The organism is Butyrivibrio sp. AE3006 (assembly GCF_000424165.1).
Taxonomy (GTDB): domain Bacteria; phylum Bacillota; class Clostridia; order Lachnospirales; family Lachnospiraceae; genus Butyrivibrio.
Genome location: NZ_AUJJ01000032.1, coordinates 16,091 through 31,545, shown reverse-complemented (window position 1 = coordinate 31,545; position 15,455 = coordinate 16,091). Strand labels below are relative to the sequence as shown.

General features: G+C 38.3%; 12 protein-coding genes and 1 CRISPR repeat array. Of the genes, 10 read left to right on the top strand and 2 right to left on the bottom strand.

Annotated features, from left to right (window positions below):
- Window positions 1-270, bottom strand: a 270-nt coding sequence (locus tag G603_RS20645; RefSeq protein WP_035793523.1) for a transposase, incomplete at its 3' end; no start/stop codon positions are given.
- A gap of 336 nt (window positions 271-606) precedes the next feature.
- Between G603_RS20645 and G603_RS0115040 the strand changes: the two genes are divergently transcribed.
- The 7 genes from G603_RS0115040 (at window position 607) to G603_RS0115010 (ending at window position 10,509) form a co-directional block, all read left to right on the top strand.
- Window positions 607-1,875, top strand: coding sequence for an Ig-like domain-containing protein (locus G603_RS0115040; RefSeq protein ID WP_026670736.1), 1,269 nt, complete (start codon window positions 607-609; stop codon window positions 1,873-1,875).
- A gap of 466 nt (window positions 1,876-2,341) precedes the next feature.
- Entirely contained in the window at window positions 2,342-3,847 is a 1,506-nt protein-coding gene (locus tag G603_RS0115035; protein WP_026670735.1) for a type I-E CRISPR-associated protein Cse1/CasA, read from the top strand.
- Window positions 3,825-4,376, top strand: coding sequence for a hypothetical protein (locus G603_RS0115030; RefSeq protein WP_026670734.1), 552 nt, complete (start codon window positions 3,825-3,827; stop codon window positions 4,374-4,376). The genes G603_RS0115035 and G603_RS0115030 overlap by 23 nt, the downstream gene beginning before the upstream one ends.
- Window positions 4,377-5,576, top strand: a complete 1,200-nt coding sequence (locus tag G603_RS0115025) for a type I-E CRISPR-associated protein Cas7/Cse4/CasC (protein ID WP_026670733.1) — start codon at window positions 4,377-4,379, stop codon at window positions 5,574-5,576.
- A 1-nt stretch (window position 5,577) separates the two neighbouring features.
- Entirely contained in the window at window positions 5,578-6,057 is a 480-nt protein-coding gene (cas5, locus tag G603_RS0115020) for a CRISPR-associated protein Cas5 (protein ID WP_026670732.1), read from the top strand.
- A 63-nt stretch (window positions 6,058-6,120) separates the two neighbouring features.
- Window positions 6,121-6,576: a CRISPR direct-repeat array (repeat unit 28 nt; unit sequence GTTTCACCCCTACGCGGGTGAATGATTC).
- Between the two features lie 32 nt (window positions 6,577-6,608).
- Window positions 6,609-7,190, top strand: coding sequence for a type I-E CRISPR-associated protein Cas6/Cse3/CasE (cas6e, locus tag G603_RS22105; protein ID WP_026670731.1), 582 nt, complete (start codon window positions 6,609-6,611; stop codon window positions 7,188-7,190).
- Window positions 7,191-7,665: 475 nt separating this feature from the next.
- Entirely contained in the window at window positions 7,666-10,509 is a 2,844-nt protein-coding gene (locus tag G603_RS0115010) for a CRISPR-associated helicase/endonuclease Cas3 (RefSeq protein ID WP_081669953.1), read from the top strand.
- Between the two features lie 110 nt (window positions 10,510-10,619).
- On the opposite strand, the gene G603_RS20640 is transcribed toward G603_RS0115010, so the two are convergent.
- A complete protein-coding gene (locus G603_RS20640; protein ID WP_081669952.1) occupies window positions 10,620-11,528 on the bottom strand; it encodes a helix-turn-helix domain-containing protein in 909 nt (302 codons plus the stop codon).
- 177 nt (window positions 11,529-11,705) lie between these two features.
- Between G603_RS20640 and G603_RS0115000 the strand changes: the two genes are divergently transcribed.
- The 3 genes from G603_RS0115000 (at window position 11,706) to G603_RS0114990 (ending at window position 15,354) form a co-directional block, all read left to right on the top strand.
- Window positions 11,706-13,400 carry a hypothetical protein gene (locus G603_RS0115000; protein WP_026670729.1) on the top strand — a complete coding sequence of 565 codons (1,695 nt, stop codon included), beginning with the start codon at window positions 11,706-11,708 and terminating at the stop codon, window positions 13,398-13,400.
- Between the two features lie 125 nt (window positions 13,401-13,525).
- Window positions 13,526-14,476: an ABC transporter permease gene (locus tag G603_RS0114995; protein WP_026659136.1), complete on the top strand. Its 951-nt coding sequence runs from the start codon at window positions 13,526-13,528 to the stop codon at window positions 14,474-14,476.
- A gap of 11 nt (window positions 14,477-14,487) precedes the next feature.
- Window positions 14,488-15,354 carry a carbohydrate ABC transporter permease gene (locus G603_RS0114990; RefSeq protein WP_026659137.1) on the top strand — a complete coding sequence of 289 codons (867 nt, stop codon included), beginning with the start codon at window positions 14,488-14,490 and terminating at the stop codon, window positions 15,352-15,354.
- Window positions 15,355-15,455: the final 101 nt, after the last annotated feature.

Below are 15,455 nucleotides of genomic sequence, written 5' to 3'. Positions count from 1 at the left end.
AAGTGTTTTGAAAGGCTGATTGCGATGCCTGGGCACAGACAGGGTGATTGTACCTATACGCGTATTGAGTTTGCGTTCGCGGGAACCATTCCGGCTATCCATGCGTTCATCGCTGCGCTCGTAACGTTCAGCACCAAGCTGCTCAGTTGATTCAGCAACCAGGACAGCATTAAGGCTGTCAGTTAAAAGCTTACGAAATGCCTCATCATGGTCTGATGACAATAATTGTAGAATTTCATCCTGATTTAAAGTAATATTGAGTTGAGCCATTGTGTTCTACCTCCGGTATTATTTAGGGTTGTGGTGATTCTATTATACCTAAAGATAAGAGCCAGTGGCTTTTATAATACAATATTCAATTTACACCATTATAAGGACGTTACTTCAGTCGCTTACAAAAAGATATATAATTACTATGTATTTTTCAATCTTATATACCTGTCTCCAAGTATTCATTTTTTGCAACAACACAAATGTAAAATAGGATAATATTTTATCATCATTCTCCTATTTCATCATTATAAATATTTCTAATATCATTAGATGATTATTGGTATATACTATATATATAATTTATTTGAATTGTTGAAGTTTTGGAGGGAGAAAATGGAGAAAAAAGTTAATCTAAAAAAGATACGTAGCAGGATGAAAGGGCTTTTGGCGCTTGGACTTGCTATATTTATAGCATTGGGCGTCATGCCTTCTATGCCGGTTCAGGCAGCTTTTTCTTACTACCAATACCATTTTGTGAGATTCGAAGATAAGGCTGGTTTGTATTTTGAAACCCACAATAATTCAGGTGGCATTATCTACGAATGGAGAAAGGCCCCATCATTTAATGGAAATTATTATATAGACACAGACCTTAATCTTACCAAAGAGGGTGAAAAAGACTATTTGCACTATGCCACAAAGGATGAAATGCAAAATACAGTAACCTTAAACTTTGGAGAACCCCAAAGTGAAGGAAGAAACGCAATTATTTTTGGTTATGTTGGACCTACTTGTGATGTAAATTTGATATTAGATGGAAATCTAAAAATGGATTCACCAATAGTAGATCAAAGTTATCATGAAAATACTTACGCATATGTTGGCGGAACAATAATACAAGAAACTGGTGAATATGATCTTACGCTAATTACAGACAATGAACCATGGATCCTTGATGTTGTTACTGTTAGTAAAGTTAATTCAATCGCATTCAACAAGTCAAAACTGAACTTCAAAAAACGTGATTCAGCACAGACACTTACAATAGCTCCTAGGCTCAATCTCAACAGGTTTGATTGGGAATCAACTAATCCCGGTGTAGCAACAGTTGACGAAACCGGAAAAGTAACACCTGTAAATGAGGGTACTGCAACAATTACAGCTACCATGAAAACTAATGCCAATATCAAGGCAAGCTGTAATGTAACTGTAGGAGAGCAGCAGGGTAATTCTGATTCTGGAAATGCAAATGAATCTGAGAATAAGAAGGATCCGGAGCCAACAATAAATCCCACAGTTGAGCCAGCAAAATCTTCTGAAGCAGCATCTGTTAATGAAGAAAAAGCTGAACAGCTCAATCCTAAGCAGAAGAGTACAACTCTTTCAAAGCCCAAAGCAAGTAAAAACAAAATCTCACTTTCTTGGAAAAAACAGACCGCAAAGGGTATAAAGGGCTATGAAATCCAGTACAGTACAGACAAGGGTTTCAAGAAAAACGTTACAAAGACTGTTACCATTAAGAAAGCAAAAACTACTAAAACAACCATTAAGAAGCTTAAATCCAAAACAAAGTATTACGTAAGAATTCGTACCTTCTCCAAAAAGAACGGCGAAAAGATATACTCAAATTGGAGCAAGATTAAAAGCGTAAAAGTAAAATAACACCCAAGCAGAAAACCTCTTAGCAATATGCCTAAGGGGTTTTCTTTATATAATAGCCCTAGGGGACGGAGTCATCGGTCCATTTTAAGTAGAAAAAACTACTGTTGATTACAGTATAAGAGATTTTCAAAACTGTAAATAAATCCGGGACCTATATTTATAAAAACCATGTAGAATAAAGGACTGATCAATTGACCAATTTACCAATTTACCATAGTCAAGATATCAGTCCTTTTATTTTAAGTAGCGGAGTGTTGAAATCAAATTCACATAATGAAAGGTAAAGATAATGTTGATATAAAAAGATTCTCTTTAAGCTTGATTGGATGTGGATAAGTTGAATGATATAATTGTTTTAGAATTTAAGGATAATTGTATCTTTGTATTAAAGTGCTGTTTTGCACTAAAAAATTCTATACCGGGTTTTGTGATATTTTTACACATAATAACACAAAGGAGAATTTTCATGAGTTTAAATCTGATAAACCAGAAGTTCTTAAATGCACGCTTTACTGATGGACATAAAGCAATCTGTAGTCTGACAGACATTCTAAAACAGGCACATCTAATCAAAAATCTTGAATATAACTATCCTGTAAAATCAGAAATGTACGCTATGTACAGATTTCTCACACAGCTTGCCACAGATATATTCCGTCCGGCAGATTCTGAAGAAATCTACGATATATTTGAAGATGGGGCTTTTGATGAAAATGAAATAGATAAATACTTTGAAAAATATAAGTCAAGGTTCGATTTGTTTGATAAAGAGCATCCATTCATGCAGACTGCTTCATCTGAATTCACAGATATCAAAAAAGCAAAGACCGATATAAAAAACATGAGTCCTCTTATAAGACAGGGAAATAACGACTTATTCTATAACCCTATACATCATCTTAAGGATGAAAGGAATTGGAATCTGGAACACACAGTCTACAACCTGGTGTTCAACATGATGTGCCACGTAAAGACAGGCCGCGGTTCCAAGGCTCCGATAATGGGAAGCAGCGGCGCGACGCCTCTCTTTACCTTATATGAAGCAGATAATCTTTTTACAACTGTTATCCTGGGTATGGATCCTGTAGCAGACAACGATATCCCATGTTGGAGAAGGGATGAATATGGAGAAGTGTATGATAGATTTTCTGTTATGAACTATGAGTTTTATCCCATCATGAAAGTTCTTCTGGATGAAGACAGTTATAGGGATGATATCTTTACCAACGTCTTCATTGAGACTGATAACCAGCATCCTATTTTTTCTATCGGAGAAAATGAACTAAATAGTATAAAACTTAGGATTCAGTTGTCCCACCCCGGAACAATACGAAGATATAACCAAACTAAAAAAACTGATTATGCTGAAAAATCAGATACGGACAGAGAATTCTGGTTCAATATGGGCATACTTCAGCAGAGCAGGGCATCCGGAGACCTATTAAATACCAGAAACATCACAGAAATCATGTATGAAGAGCATACAATCCCTAAGAAACTCACAGTATCTTTTTTCGGTCTTTACAAAGGTAAAGATAAGCCGTTTAGAAACATACATAGTTCTGCAAATAATATTCCTTCTGCTCTTTTATTTGATAAAGATAAACAGGCAGAGATAGACAAATTCATACAGTATATAGAAACATCAGGATTCTATCTTTTATCCAAGAGCATAAGCTATGCTAAAGAAGCATTCGGTACCGCCAAAGAAACAGCTCCAAGAGAATATCTTGATGTGCGTGAAGTATTTTACAGAGATGCCGGTAACATCTTTTTTGCTGAATACATAAAGGACGAAGATGTTGACATGGAGACATACATAAAGAAAATCGACAACCTCTGCCTTATGATTTTTAATGACATTCCCGGAATCCGTGGAGACGTGATCATAAAAAGAAAATTTGAAAGGAGCTTAAGAGGCAACCTGAGCAAATTAAAGGAGGATATATATGGAAGACCAGAGAAAGGCTGATCCTTATACGGAGCTGGCAAACAAAGTCCTTGGACGTATAGCAGGGCTTGGAAGAAGTGAAAAAATTAAGCTAAAAAGAACGGCAGGACTTAGGGCAGACGAGTTAAAGCCTGATGACAGGATACTGTTCTACGGTCTTTTTCCTGAAAACATTCCTGCTGATAAATATCTTGTGGATTGCATACTTTTTGGAGTTCAGATTGCCTGTGAGCAAGATGACCTTGGGACAGATGGCTGTCTCGTGCAGGATCTTCTGGCAGCCGAGTACGACAAAGGAAAGAGTAAATCCTCAATGCGCAGAATAGAAGCTTTCATGGCATCAGATAGCCGTGATAATGAAGTCTTTTTCAGAGATCTTGACTGGCTTCTGGAAATTGTTTTAAAGAAAAAGAAAGCAAATGTATTCACACTCACAAGAGACCTTATTAAATGGGAGTATGGTGGACGTGACAGATGGCTTGATGCCATCATAAAGATAAAGCATAACAAGATTATAAATAATGATACGGATAGCCAGGAGGAAAAATAAATGAACAGAACAGATATTAATAAATTAATGACAAAGTTTGAGGACGCGAAGAAACTTCCCCTTATTGAGGTACATAAACTTGTACCTATAGGTCCTTCTCTTCTTAACAGGGATAGCAACGGAAGAGTAAAGACTATAAAAGCAGGGGGTACATCCCGTGTAAGAATATCCTCAGCAGCCCAGTCACGTCCTATCAGAGTAGCTGAATATACAGATAATGCTGTTCACTCAAGATATCTTCCCCAGAAGGTAGCACAGAAGCTTGAAGCTATGGGAAAAGATGAGGCTTATATCAAGGCAGTTCTTGCTTTCCTTGGCGATAAAGGAAAAGGAACCGGACAGATACTGGCTTTTTCCGATTACGATGTAACCGTCATTACAGAAGCCATTGTAAATTCATCAGATGATGCAAAGTTCTTCTCAAATAAAACGAAAGCTGCAGCTCTGCTTAAGAAAATTGAAGATGATTCAAAGAAAAGATCTATAGACAATACAACAGCTCTTATGGGCAGAATGTCTACTGATGTATTGCTTGATACAATCGAAGCTGCACGTCATATTTCACATATGTACTCTATTGACCGCTGGTATGGTGATAATGATACCTTTACCGCTGTTGATGATTTAAAGTCCTATGTAAAAGAGCCTGACTTCATGAAATGGTTAAATAATGATGTATCAGATACAGGAAGTGCATTCTTTGATGCTAATGATATCGCTGCAAACGTCATGTATGGATACACAAGTATCAGTACACGCACACTTTTGGAGAACAAGCTAAGAAATATTGATGCTGCTGACCAGGCCGCTATCGACAAGGCAATTGATGAGTCAAAAGAAATTGTTAGAAGATACATTACTGATTACCTTCTTATTGCACCTTCTGCAAAGCAGACATCAAGTGCCACAACCCCCAGGCCTCTTGCAGTGCTTATCACAGCAGGTACCAGAGTGTATCCTATGACTGCAGATACAGACTTTGAAAAGGTTGTAAAAGCAACAGAGTCAAATAGTGTCGGTGACATTGGTGTTCAAAGACTTGTAAAATTCGCCGAAGACCTCACCGGAGGCACTTTTGCAGTAAATGAGTATCAAAAGATGTTCTGGTTATCTGATGTTTACAAGGAAATCCCTTCCAATTGTGAGTCAGCATCATTAAATGATGCCCTCAACTGCGTTACATCCATGATAGGAGAGTAATATGGAACTTAAACTACAGCTCAAAGGTCTTATGCAGTCCTATGGGGGCGAAAACCCCTGGACTGCTACAAGACGTACAAACAGGCAGCCTACAGATACAGCTATACAAGGCATCGTAGAGTGTGCGATGGGGATTGCAAGAAAAGGCACATACGAAGAAGATGACATGAAAAGGGAGGCCTTGTGGAACCATGTTCAGATTCATATCCCCGACATCGACCATGCTCCGGAAATCATTATAGATGATCAGACGGTACATCCGCTTACAGATGACATGTACTTTCAGTGTGCAGGCGGTGGAAAGATGTCTACTGGCATGCCTCAGATACGAAAAGAGTATCTGGTAGGAGAAAACTATACCGTGATACTTAAAGGCGATGACGATTATATTAAGGACATCAGATATCACCTTCTGCATCCTATATATCCTTACAGTCTCGGCAGAGCATGCTGCATACCATCAGCACCATTGGTAATGTAATATTTGTAACAATTTACGATAACGCACGATATTTGATTCTCAGAAATCGCATAAATACTTAGTGTTTCACCCCTACGCGGGTGAATGATTCCAACGGAACTCCGCTCACAAAAATTGAGATTACGGTTTCACCCCTACGCAGGTGAATGATTCTGATTCATAATGTTTTTTACCGTCTGGAGTAGTGTTTCACCCCTACGCGGGTGAATGATTCCATCATAATAATTAACGATAAGTACAAAATAGGGTTTCACCCCTACGCGGGTGAATGATTCTCAATCAGAATGCAAAGGAAAGTGCAGAAGTATGTTTCACCCCTACGCGGGTGAATGATTCCAAGACTGTTGATCGCGAGGCTTGCGAAACACGGTTTCACCCCTACGCGGGTGAATGATTCTTCATACTTACCCGGCCAGACTTTGGTATGTTCGTTTCACCCCTACGCGGGTGAATGATTCTATGTGCTGGTGGATGAGTATCAGGATGTGGACGTTTCACCCCTGCGTAGGTGAATGATTTTTCTGGTTTTTATTTTGAAAGGAAACAAAAATATGTTTATCACTGTATACAAATACAATATAGATATGCCCGCCGTTTGCAGAGCACTTACAGATGCAGCAGAGATGCACAGACAAGTCCAGCATCTGTTTAATTCTGCAAGACAGGATTTTAAAGTTCTATATAGACTTGATCAGGAATATCTTCTGGTCCAGTCGGATATCAAACCCATGTGTGATGGCATCTTTGAGATGGTATCACAATATGATATGGATGACAGACTTGAGAATGTGCATGAGGGAGAGCAGATCCGTTTCCGCATTAAAGCTGTTCCAAGGGTATCAGAACATGGTAAAAAGCATTATATTTCTGATGAGAGCAGACGTATTGATTGGACAAAAGCACAGTTTGATAAACGCGGTATGAAGGTTCTGGTCATTAGAGAAAAGGGAAAAGAAAATTTTAAGATTTCTTCAAAGCCCAATAATGCAAATGGTGGACCTACCTGCGTCAGCACTTGGGAATATGAAGGCGTTATGAGTATAACAAATAAAGAAAGCTTTGTTATAGGATATGGTCAAGGTATAGGAAGTTACAAAGCTTATGGATGTGGCATGATTTGTCTTTGTGGGTGATGAATATAGATAGACTCAATGAAGTTGAAAAAAATCATTATCACAGATTGGAAATGATTTAGAATACTTATTTCCAAAAAGTAATGAAAATATGGCAGGCTTGTGGGATGAATGCGGAATTTCTGAAATGGGTGTGAATTACAGTTAAACAAAATATTCATTAACGTATTAACAATTATTTTCTGTAACATTTCGTTACATATGACATTTATATCATTATTATAAGGGCTAAATCTCCCATAAATACTTAGTGTTTCACCCCTGCATGGGTGAATGATTCTGGTACATTTACAGGTAAGCTCAAAGAGCTTAAGTTTCACCCCTGCGTGGGTGAATGATTCTCACAGGACATCAGGGCGTTGCCCACATAAGCGGTTTCACCCCTGCGTGGGTGAATGATTTTATTCATTTTTTCATTACAAATCCATTATTTGCATCTGTGATGTTATTTTGCTAGAAAGGACAGCAAGGATCTATGACAGTTATCTCGTTAGAACACACTAAATCACAGACTCGTGGGTATCTAACACGCTTTATGTTGGAAATTCGCCCCGGCGTCTTTGTTGGTACAATATCCAAAAGAACTCGGGATATGCTGATAGAAGCTATCATTCATGATGATCCTGGCACTGATATGGTCATAGCATACAGGCATGAAGGACAAATAAAACTCGAAAGTTATGGGTGCCCCACAAGAGAGATTTCAGATATAGAAGATATTCAACTTCTTTCAAGATTTTTTCATAAAAATGCACAGTTATATGAGAAAGTATTAGGGAAACCTAAAAAGACTCTACTTTCTCATTGTCTGGATACAGGGTATGTATGTGAATATCTTTTGGCAAAAACAGCATATAATGTCTTAGCAAAGCAACTTGCATATGTTACAGGGGTGTCTGTTACAGAACTTATTTGTGTCCTTTCTTATATCTGCGCCATGCATGATGTAGGAAAATTGCATCCCTTCTTTCAGGCTAAGCTTTTTCAGAACGACAAATCTGTAAAAGAAGATATGGAACATTTATATGGTTCTGATATTACAGGTTACGAAGGCTATCGTCATGAGTATGGAAGCTATGAGATAATTTACCGCCTTTTACAACAGGATGGAATAGACAGAAAAAAAAGAAAACTTATAGGTATGGTAGTCTGGGCACATCATCAGGGCTATAAAAAAGGTTGTTTGTACGCAGACGTAACAAACAGTATAGATAAACTCTCTTCTGAATGGAATACTGAACTCATGACACCGTTCTGTGATCGCATAAAGCAGGAGTTTACTCCGGATATATACGTCATGGACAAGATATTTACCAACATCCCTGTATGGGTATTTGACAATATCCTCGGAATCATCATGACATGTGACTGGATAGCATCCGGAAAGAGATTTATGGACATTGACATGATAAATTTTCAGGCCACAAAAGAATATAGGGAAAGATGCCTTGAAATTGTTGCAGATTTTGTCAAACAAACCAATTTGTCATATAGATCATTTAATAAACCTTATTCGTATAAAGAGCTTTTTGGAATCGACTCACCTCGTAAGATGCAGCTCACTATAATGCAAGCTGTACTGGAACACCGGTCCTTCGATTGTATACTCATAGAAGCTCCGATGGGAGAGGGGAAGACTGAAGCAGCTTTGTATGCCGCCGTATCTGCCATAAAAGAAAGAAATATGCAGGGCATATATTTTGCTCTTCCGACAGGTCTTACATCTGAGGCAATGTTTCCCAGACTCTCTAAGATGCTGAAAAATATTGGAGAAGATAGTACCGTAAGGCTTGCAACAGGAACCGCATGGCTGTCTGAACTCAATGATGATCTGTCATACCAAGACATGATCATGCAGAGATATAAACTCATAGACAGATACTGTGTCGGAACTGTTGATCAGATAATGTCAGCGGCTACTCTGTCATATTATGCTGAGATAAAAATGGCAGCACTTGGAAGCAAGGTGGTCGTGATCGACGAAGTGCATTCTTATGATGCATATATGATGTCCGTTATTAGGATGATGCTCAAATACTTAAAGGCTGCTGGCGTACCTGTAATTATGCTTTCTGCTACTTTATCTGACAGGGCAAGAGCAAAGCTCCTGTCATGCTACGGATTATGTGAACGGGATCATACTCTGGATTACCCCAAGATCAGTGTGGCAGAAAACGACACCCTATATCAGTATAAAGGTTGCTCTTCAGACAGGAAAAAAGATATAAAGACAACGGTAAAAAAAGGAGAGCTAGAAAGTTTTTATAACGATTCTGTAGGCAAAATAAAAGACGGTGGATGCCTTGCATTTATTGTAAACAGTGTGGACAATGCAATAAAATCCTGCCAGAAACTTCAGAATATTATTAAGACACAGAAACTGAATATAGAAATATATCTGTTGCACGCGCAGTTTCCCGTTTCAGCTAAGGAAAATAAGATTCGTGAACTTGTTCGTCTTTTTGGAAAGGACCGTAAAAACAGACCAAAGCGGGCTATTGTTATTGCGACTCCTATCATAGAGATGTCCATGGATCTTGACTTTGATTTCATGTACAGACAGATAGCGCCTGTTGATGCTGTAATACAGAGTATGGGACGTATTGCAAGACATGAGGACACAGGTACAATAAGAGAATCCGGTATCTGTCCCGAACTGATACTTATGACTACAGACAACGGTAACCGTATCTATGCAGGACAGAACTACAAAAAGGGAGACAATATCCCAATACTTGATGTAACAGCAGAAATTTTGGCAGATTATCAAAATATACAGATACCTTCTGACATACCTGAGCTTATAAACAAAGTATATGATGATAAAAGGCTTGTAAGTTACTATGATGAGCAGATGCTCAGCGAGCTGGCTGGAAGCGTTAACACAAGCGATTATGAGCCACAGAAATCTGTTTCTTATGACTTTATAAAGGATGAGATAAAGCAGAAGACCTCTCATCCTATGACAAGAGAGGGTGGCGTTGAATATATTAAGGTTGCTGTTATGAGTAATGATCAGCTTGAGACAGCAAAGAGCGATAATATCAAGGAAATACGAGAGCTATATAAAGATACTGTGGTTAGCATACCTGTATGGAAGATAGAAAAAGACGATATGCTTTTAACAGGGGAAGCGCTTGAGACTTCGAAGTGGTTTTCAGATGTGTATATTGACGATGATAATAAATATTTTGAACTGGATAGTTTTTATGGCTTGAGGATGGAAAAAGGGTTTTCACAGGCAAAAACCAATGAGAGCCGCCCTGCAAAGGATGTCATCTCTGACATTAAAAGGAATATAAGGGAGTGGACTCAGTGAATAGATTTGAAGTAAGCATAAAATCTGATACCAACCCAAAATGGCCCCAGGGGACGGAGTCACCGGTCCATTACCAAAAAATAGACCGATGACTCCGTCCCCTGGGTTCATTACTTATACCCGCCCTCTTTGTTTTTTTGAGCTTCCGATGTATTTAATTTTGCGGTTTTAGCCAACTCCCTTGGTGATATACCATATTCCTTTTTAAATGCGCGATAAAAATTTGAATAATCCTCAAAGCCATAATTATTGCATGCTTCAGACATTGATTCACCGCTTAAAATTGCATCGTGACATAGCTGAAGCCTTTTTTTTGCAACATATTTATGTAGTGAGATGCCAATGTTGTCTTTAAAAACATGTGAAATATAGAACTTACTCAAAAAGAAATGATTGGCAATGCTGTCCAAAGATAAGTCCTCGTCTATATTTCTCTCGATATATTCGCATATATTCTGATACAGAACATCCTGAGTTATTTTTTTGTTGTTAAATTGTTCATACGCAAGTCTGTTAACAGTAAGTATAAGTTCACAAACGCTGAGCTTTAACTGACATTCTCTTCCAAAACGGGCACTCTTATTTTCCTCAATTATGTAAAAAAGTTTTGAAAGGATAGAATTAAAAGTAATTCTGTCAGTGTGAATGACATGTCTTGATTCTGTCAGCGCCATATTTACGGCATATGCATATTCCTGTCCCAGATGCTTCATTTCGGAAAAAGCTGATTTGCTGATCCATAAATCAAAACGCCTGTAGGGTATGTCAAAATCATGGACGAAAATTCCATGTGTAACAGAAGGAGGCACAATCAGAATATCTCCGTAGCTCAGCATATAGTGCTCTTGTTGTACCTGAGCTTCTGCATGTCCCTCCAGGAAAAAATAAAATTCATAATATTTATGCCTATGAAGACCGGTTCGGACCGTTGGCTTAGTGTCGTGATAATAATATAGTTCGAAATCAAGCGATTCCATATACTGTCTGTCGTCATATTGGCTGGTTAAATTCTTTTTCATATCCGATATTCTATATCAAAAGAGCAACAATTGCAAAAAAACTCATAAACAGCAATAATTGCAATATTATAAACAAGTTATGAATTTTTTTTGCAACAATGCTTTTATATAATACGTTATAGCAACAGGTGATAAACAAACCTGATTCAAGAAGGACAAGGGTATAGGAGGACAAAAATGAAAAAAAAGTTACTTTCAATTCTGCTTTCGACATCTATGGTGGTGTCACTGGCAGCTTGTGGAAGCTCAAATCAGGGGGCAGAAACAGCAACAAGTGATGCTGCAGAATCAACAGAGGCTGCGGATTCAGCAAAAAGTGATGAGTCTGGTGAGACTACATCTGAAGAAACTGCAGAATCTAATGAGACAGCATCAGATTATGAACTTACAGATCTGTACATAACAGTAGACGGAACACTTACTGCAAATGTTGACAATGGACAGGATGCATTTGTAGAGCAGTGGGAGAAGGCTGTATCAGAGAAACTTGGACATGATATCAAGCTTCACATCAACCAGCCTGAGCATTCCGGATATAAGGATAATGTTGCTCAGCTTCTTACAACAGGTGAGCCCGGTGATGGACAGTATCCTGATGCTATGATAATGTCCGCTACAATGCTTAAGCAGTATCAGACTACAGGAATTCTTTGGAACCTTGCAGATGCATATGACAATGCTGAATTCCAGTCAAGGATTACATTGCCGCTTGTAAATGAGAATCTTAAGCTTGAAAACGGTGAGCAGTATGGATTTGCTCCTACATACGGCAATGGTTGTGTGACATATGTTAAGCAGTCATGGCTTGATGAAGCAGGAATAACAGCTGACAGCATTAAGACATTTGATGATTATTACAATATGCTAAAGGCATTTACAAAGGATGGCAGAACAGGTGTCATTGCCGCAGGCTTTGCAAAGCTTGACGAAGCACCTTATATCAATTATTTACCTGAGTTCTGGCAGGGAGCTTATCCTGCTATCTACGAAAAGGATGGCCAGTGGGTCGATGGATTCCAGGAACAGGCTACTATTGATGCGCTTGAGAGACTTGCACAGGGTTATGCTGATGGCGTAATTGATACAGATACAGAGGAAGCATCAACAAAGACAGCTCGTGAAAAGTGGTTCTCAAATGATCAGAGTACTTCAGAAGGTGTGTTCACATATTGGGCAGGAACATGGCTCAGAACACTTACAGATAATCTTGATAAGAATGATGTAGATACTGACCTTGGAGATGATAAACTTGTGCAGCTTACTCCTATCCAGGAAATTAAAGATACCTGGGGTGGCTACCTTAACCGTGAAGCACCTGTTTGGGTAATTACAGATGATGGCGATGGTGATAATTCACGTGAGCAAGCTATATTTGATGCACTTCTCGAGACCATGCTTGATGGAGATACCGTACAGACACTTTGGACTTATGGTGCAGAAGGTGTTCACTGGTCAACAGAGGCTGAGTCTTTCACAACAAATCCGGATGATCCTGAGAAGAAGACTGACTATGAGTATGCTGATGGTGAGTTCCACCTTAAGCCGTCACCGAATGACCCTAACACTTTATGGAAGAAGAACCATCTTGATCCGGTTCTTGTTATTGCACCTCTTACAAACGGATATGCTGATACCGATCCTCTTGTAGAGAAAGGAAATACATTCTTTACAGAGAACTGTGTAGACGCTCCTGCAGCTCCATCATCAGAGGCTCTTACAGAAATCGAGGCAGATCTTGCTACAGATAAGACAACACTTGTTAACGAAGTTGTTGCAGGCAAAAAGACAGCAGCAGATGCTGTTGCAGAGTATCAGAGTAAATGGGGTGATACAGTAAGCAGCATCCTTGAGGAACTTAACGCAGCAGAATAATTATTGCTTTACCATTGGTTACTATTTTTTATATTCAAAATTATATGGGCATCCCACATGGATGCCCATATATCAACTAATGAGTAGTTTTACAACTCGTTAAAAACTATTTATGAGGTATTTTCATGGGCAAGACACAAAAGGTTACATCAACAGGACAGGTTATAAATAAGAAACCGTTAAAAACCAGAATATGGAATAATAGGGGATTTTACCTTATGTTCCTTCCGATTTTTATCTATGTGCTGATAGTTTACTATTGGCCTATGCTTGGAATTCGTTATTCGTTTTATGATTACACACTTAAGAAAATTGAATTCGTTGGCTTAAAACATTTTTCAAAAATGTTTTCAGATGTTGAATTCTGGAGAGCCTTTACTAATACGCTGAAACTATCTATTACAAAGCTTTTAATAACAACACTTACAGCCGTAATCGTGTCGGTATTTATCAATGAGATGACAAATCTGTTTGCAAAAAAAGTTTTACAGACAGTTATTTATCTTCCTCATTTTATGTCATGGACAGTTACAGCTGCTGTATTTACGCTTTTCCTTTCCACTTCATCTACAGGATTTATTAATGAGACTTTGAAAAGCTGGGGCTGGATTAGCCAAAGCATAGACTTTATGCATGAAACGAAGCTGTGGCCGATAGTGTATTATCTGGTAAATATATGGAAAGAGACAGGATGGGGAACAGTTATATTCCTGGCGACTCTTGCAGGAATAAATCCGGAAATATACGAAGCAGCTGACATCGATGGTGCAACGAGACTTCAGAAAATATGGTTTGTGACAGTACCTGAACTTGCAAACACAATAATAATTGTTCTTATTCTTAATCTTGCAAAGGTTCTGAATCTGTTTGAATCAGTTTTTGTAATGTATAACAACCGTGTTTTTGAAACATCTGATGTAATATCTACATATATTTACAGAAAGACTTTCCTTACAGCAATACCCAATTATGGATATACAACTGCTGTAGGTTTGTTTAAGTCACTTGTAGGATGTTTTCTGGTAGTTTTGTGCAACTGGGCAAGTAAAAAAATCCGCGGACGCGGAATCATCTGAGGAGGAATACAATGGCAAAGGCTAAAGAATATGCGGTTGGTCGTAAGAGAAAGACGGGCCTCTTCGATGTAATTAATTATGTTGTTTTTATACTTATAGGACTTATAGTTCTCGTACCTATATGGAAGGTTGTTGCTGACTCATTTAATGCGGTTGGGGTATATAAATTTCAGCTGTGGCCCAATCAGCCCACTCTGGATGGATATCGTACTATTTTGCATACTGCAAAGTTGTATACACCATTTGTAAATTCAGTAATAACTACTATTCTCGGAACTCTTCTGGGACTGATATTATCTACCCTTGGAGGTTATGTGCTTGCACAGTATGACCTTCCGGGAAGAGATCTTTTGGCATATTTTCTTTTGTTTACCATGATATTTTCAGGCGGTATGATACCTGAATACCTGGTTATGAAGAAACTGCATCTGGTTAACAGCATGTGGATTTTGGTTGTTAAGCATGGAATGAATGTTTACAACCTGGTGCTTATGAGAAACTTCTTTGAAGGAATTCCTGGATCATTGTTTGAGGCTGCAAAAATTGATGGATGCACACCAATGGGGATTTTCTTTAAAATAGTGCTTCCCCTTTCAAAGGCTGCGCTTGCATCCATAGGTCTTATGTTTGCTGTAACAGTTTGGAATGATTATTCAACAGTTCAGATTTATATTACGAATCGTGATCAGGTTAATTTCCAGTATATTCTGAGAGTTATGGTCATGGACGGAGATACGCCAACAACTTCATATAATGTTTCGCAGAACACTTTGTATTATTCAGCGATTGTTTGTGCGATTCTTCCATTTATGGCACTTTATCCGTTCCTGCAAAAATACTTTGTAAAGGGTGTAAATATCGGAGCGGTAAAAGAGTAAGAAATATATTTATAGAGCCGAAGCTTCGAAACATAAGCTTCGGCTTATATCTTAAGAAGATGACAGGCAGGATATAAAAACTACTGACTTACTTAAGGGAT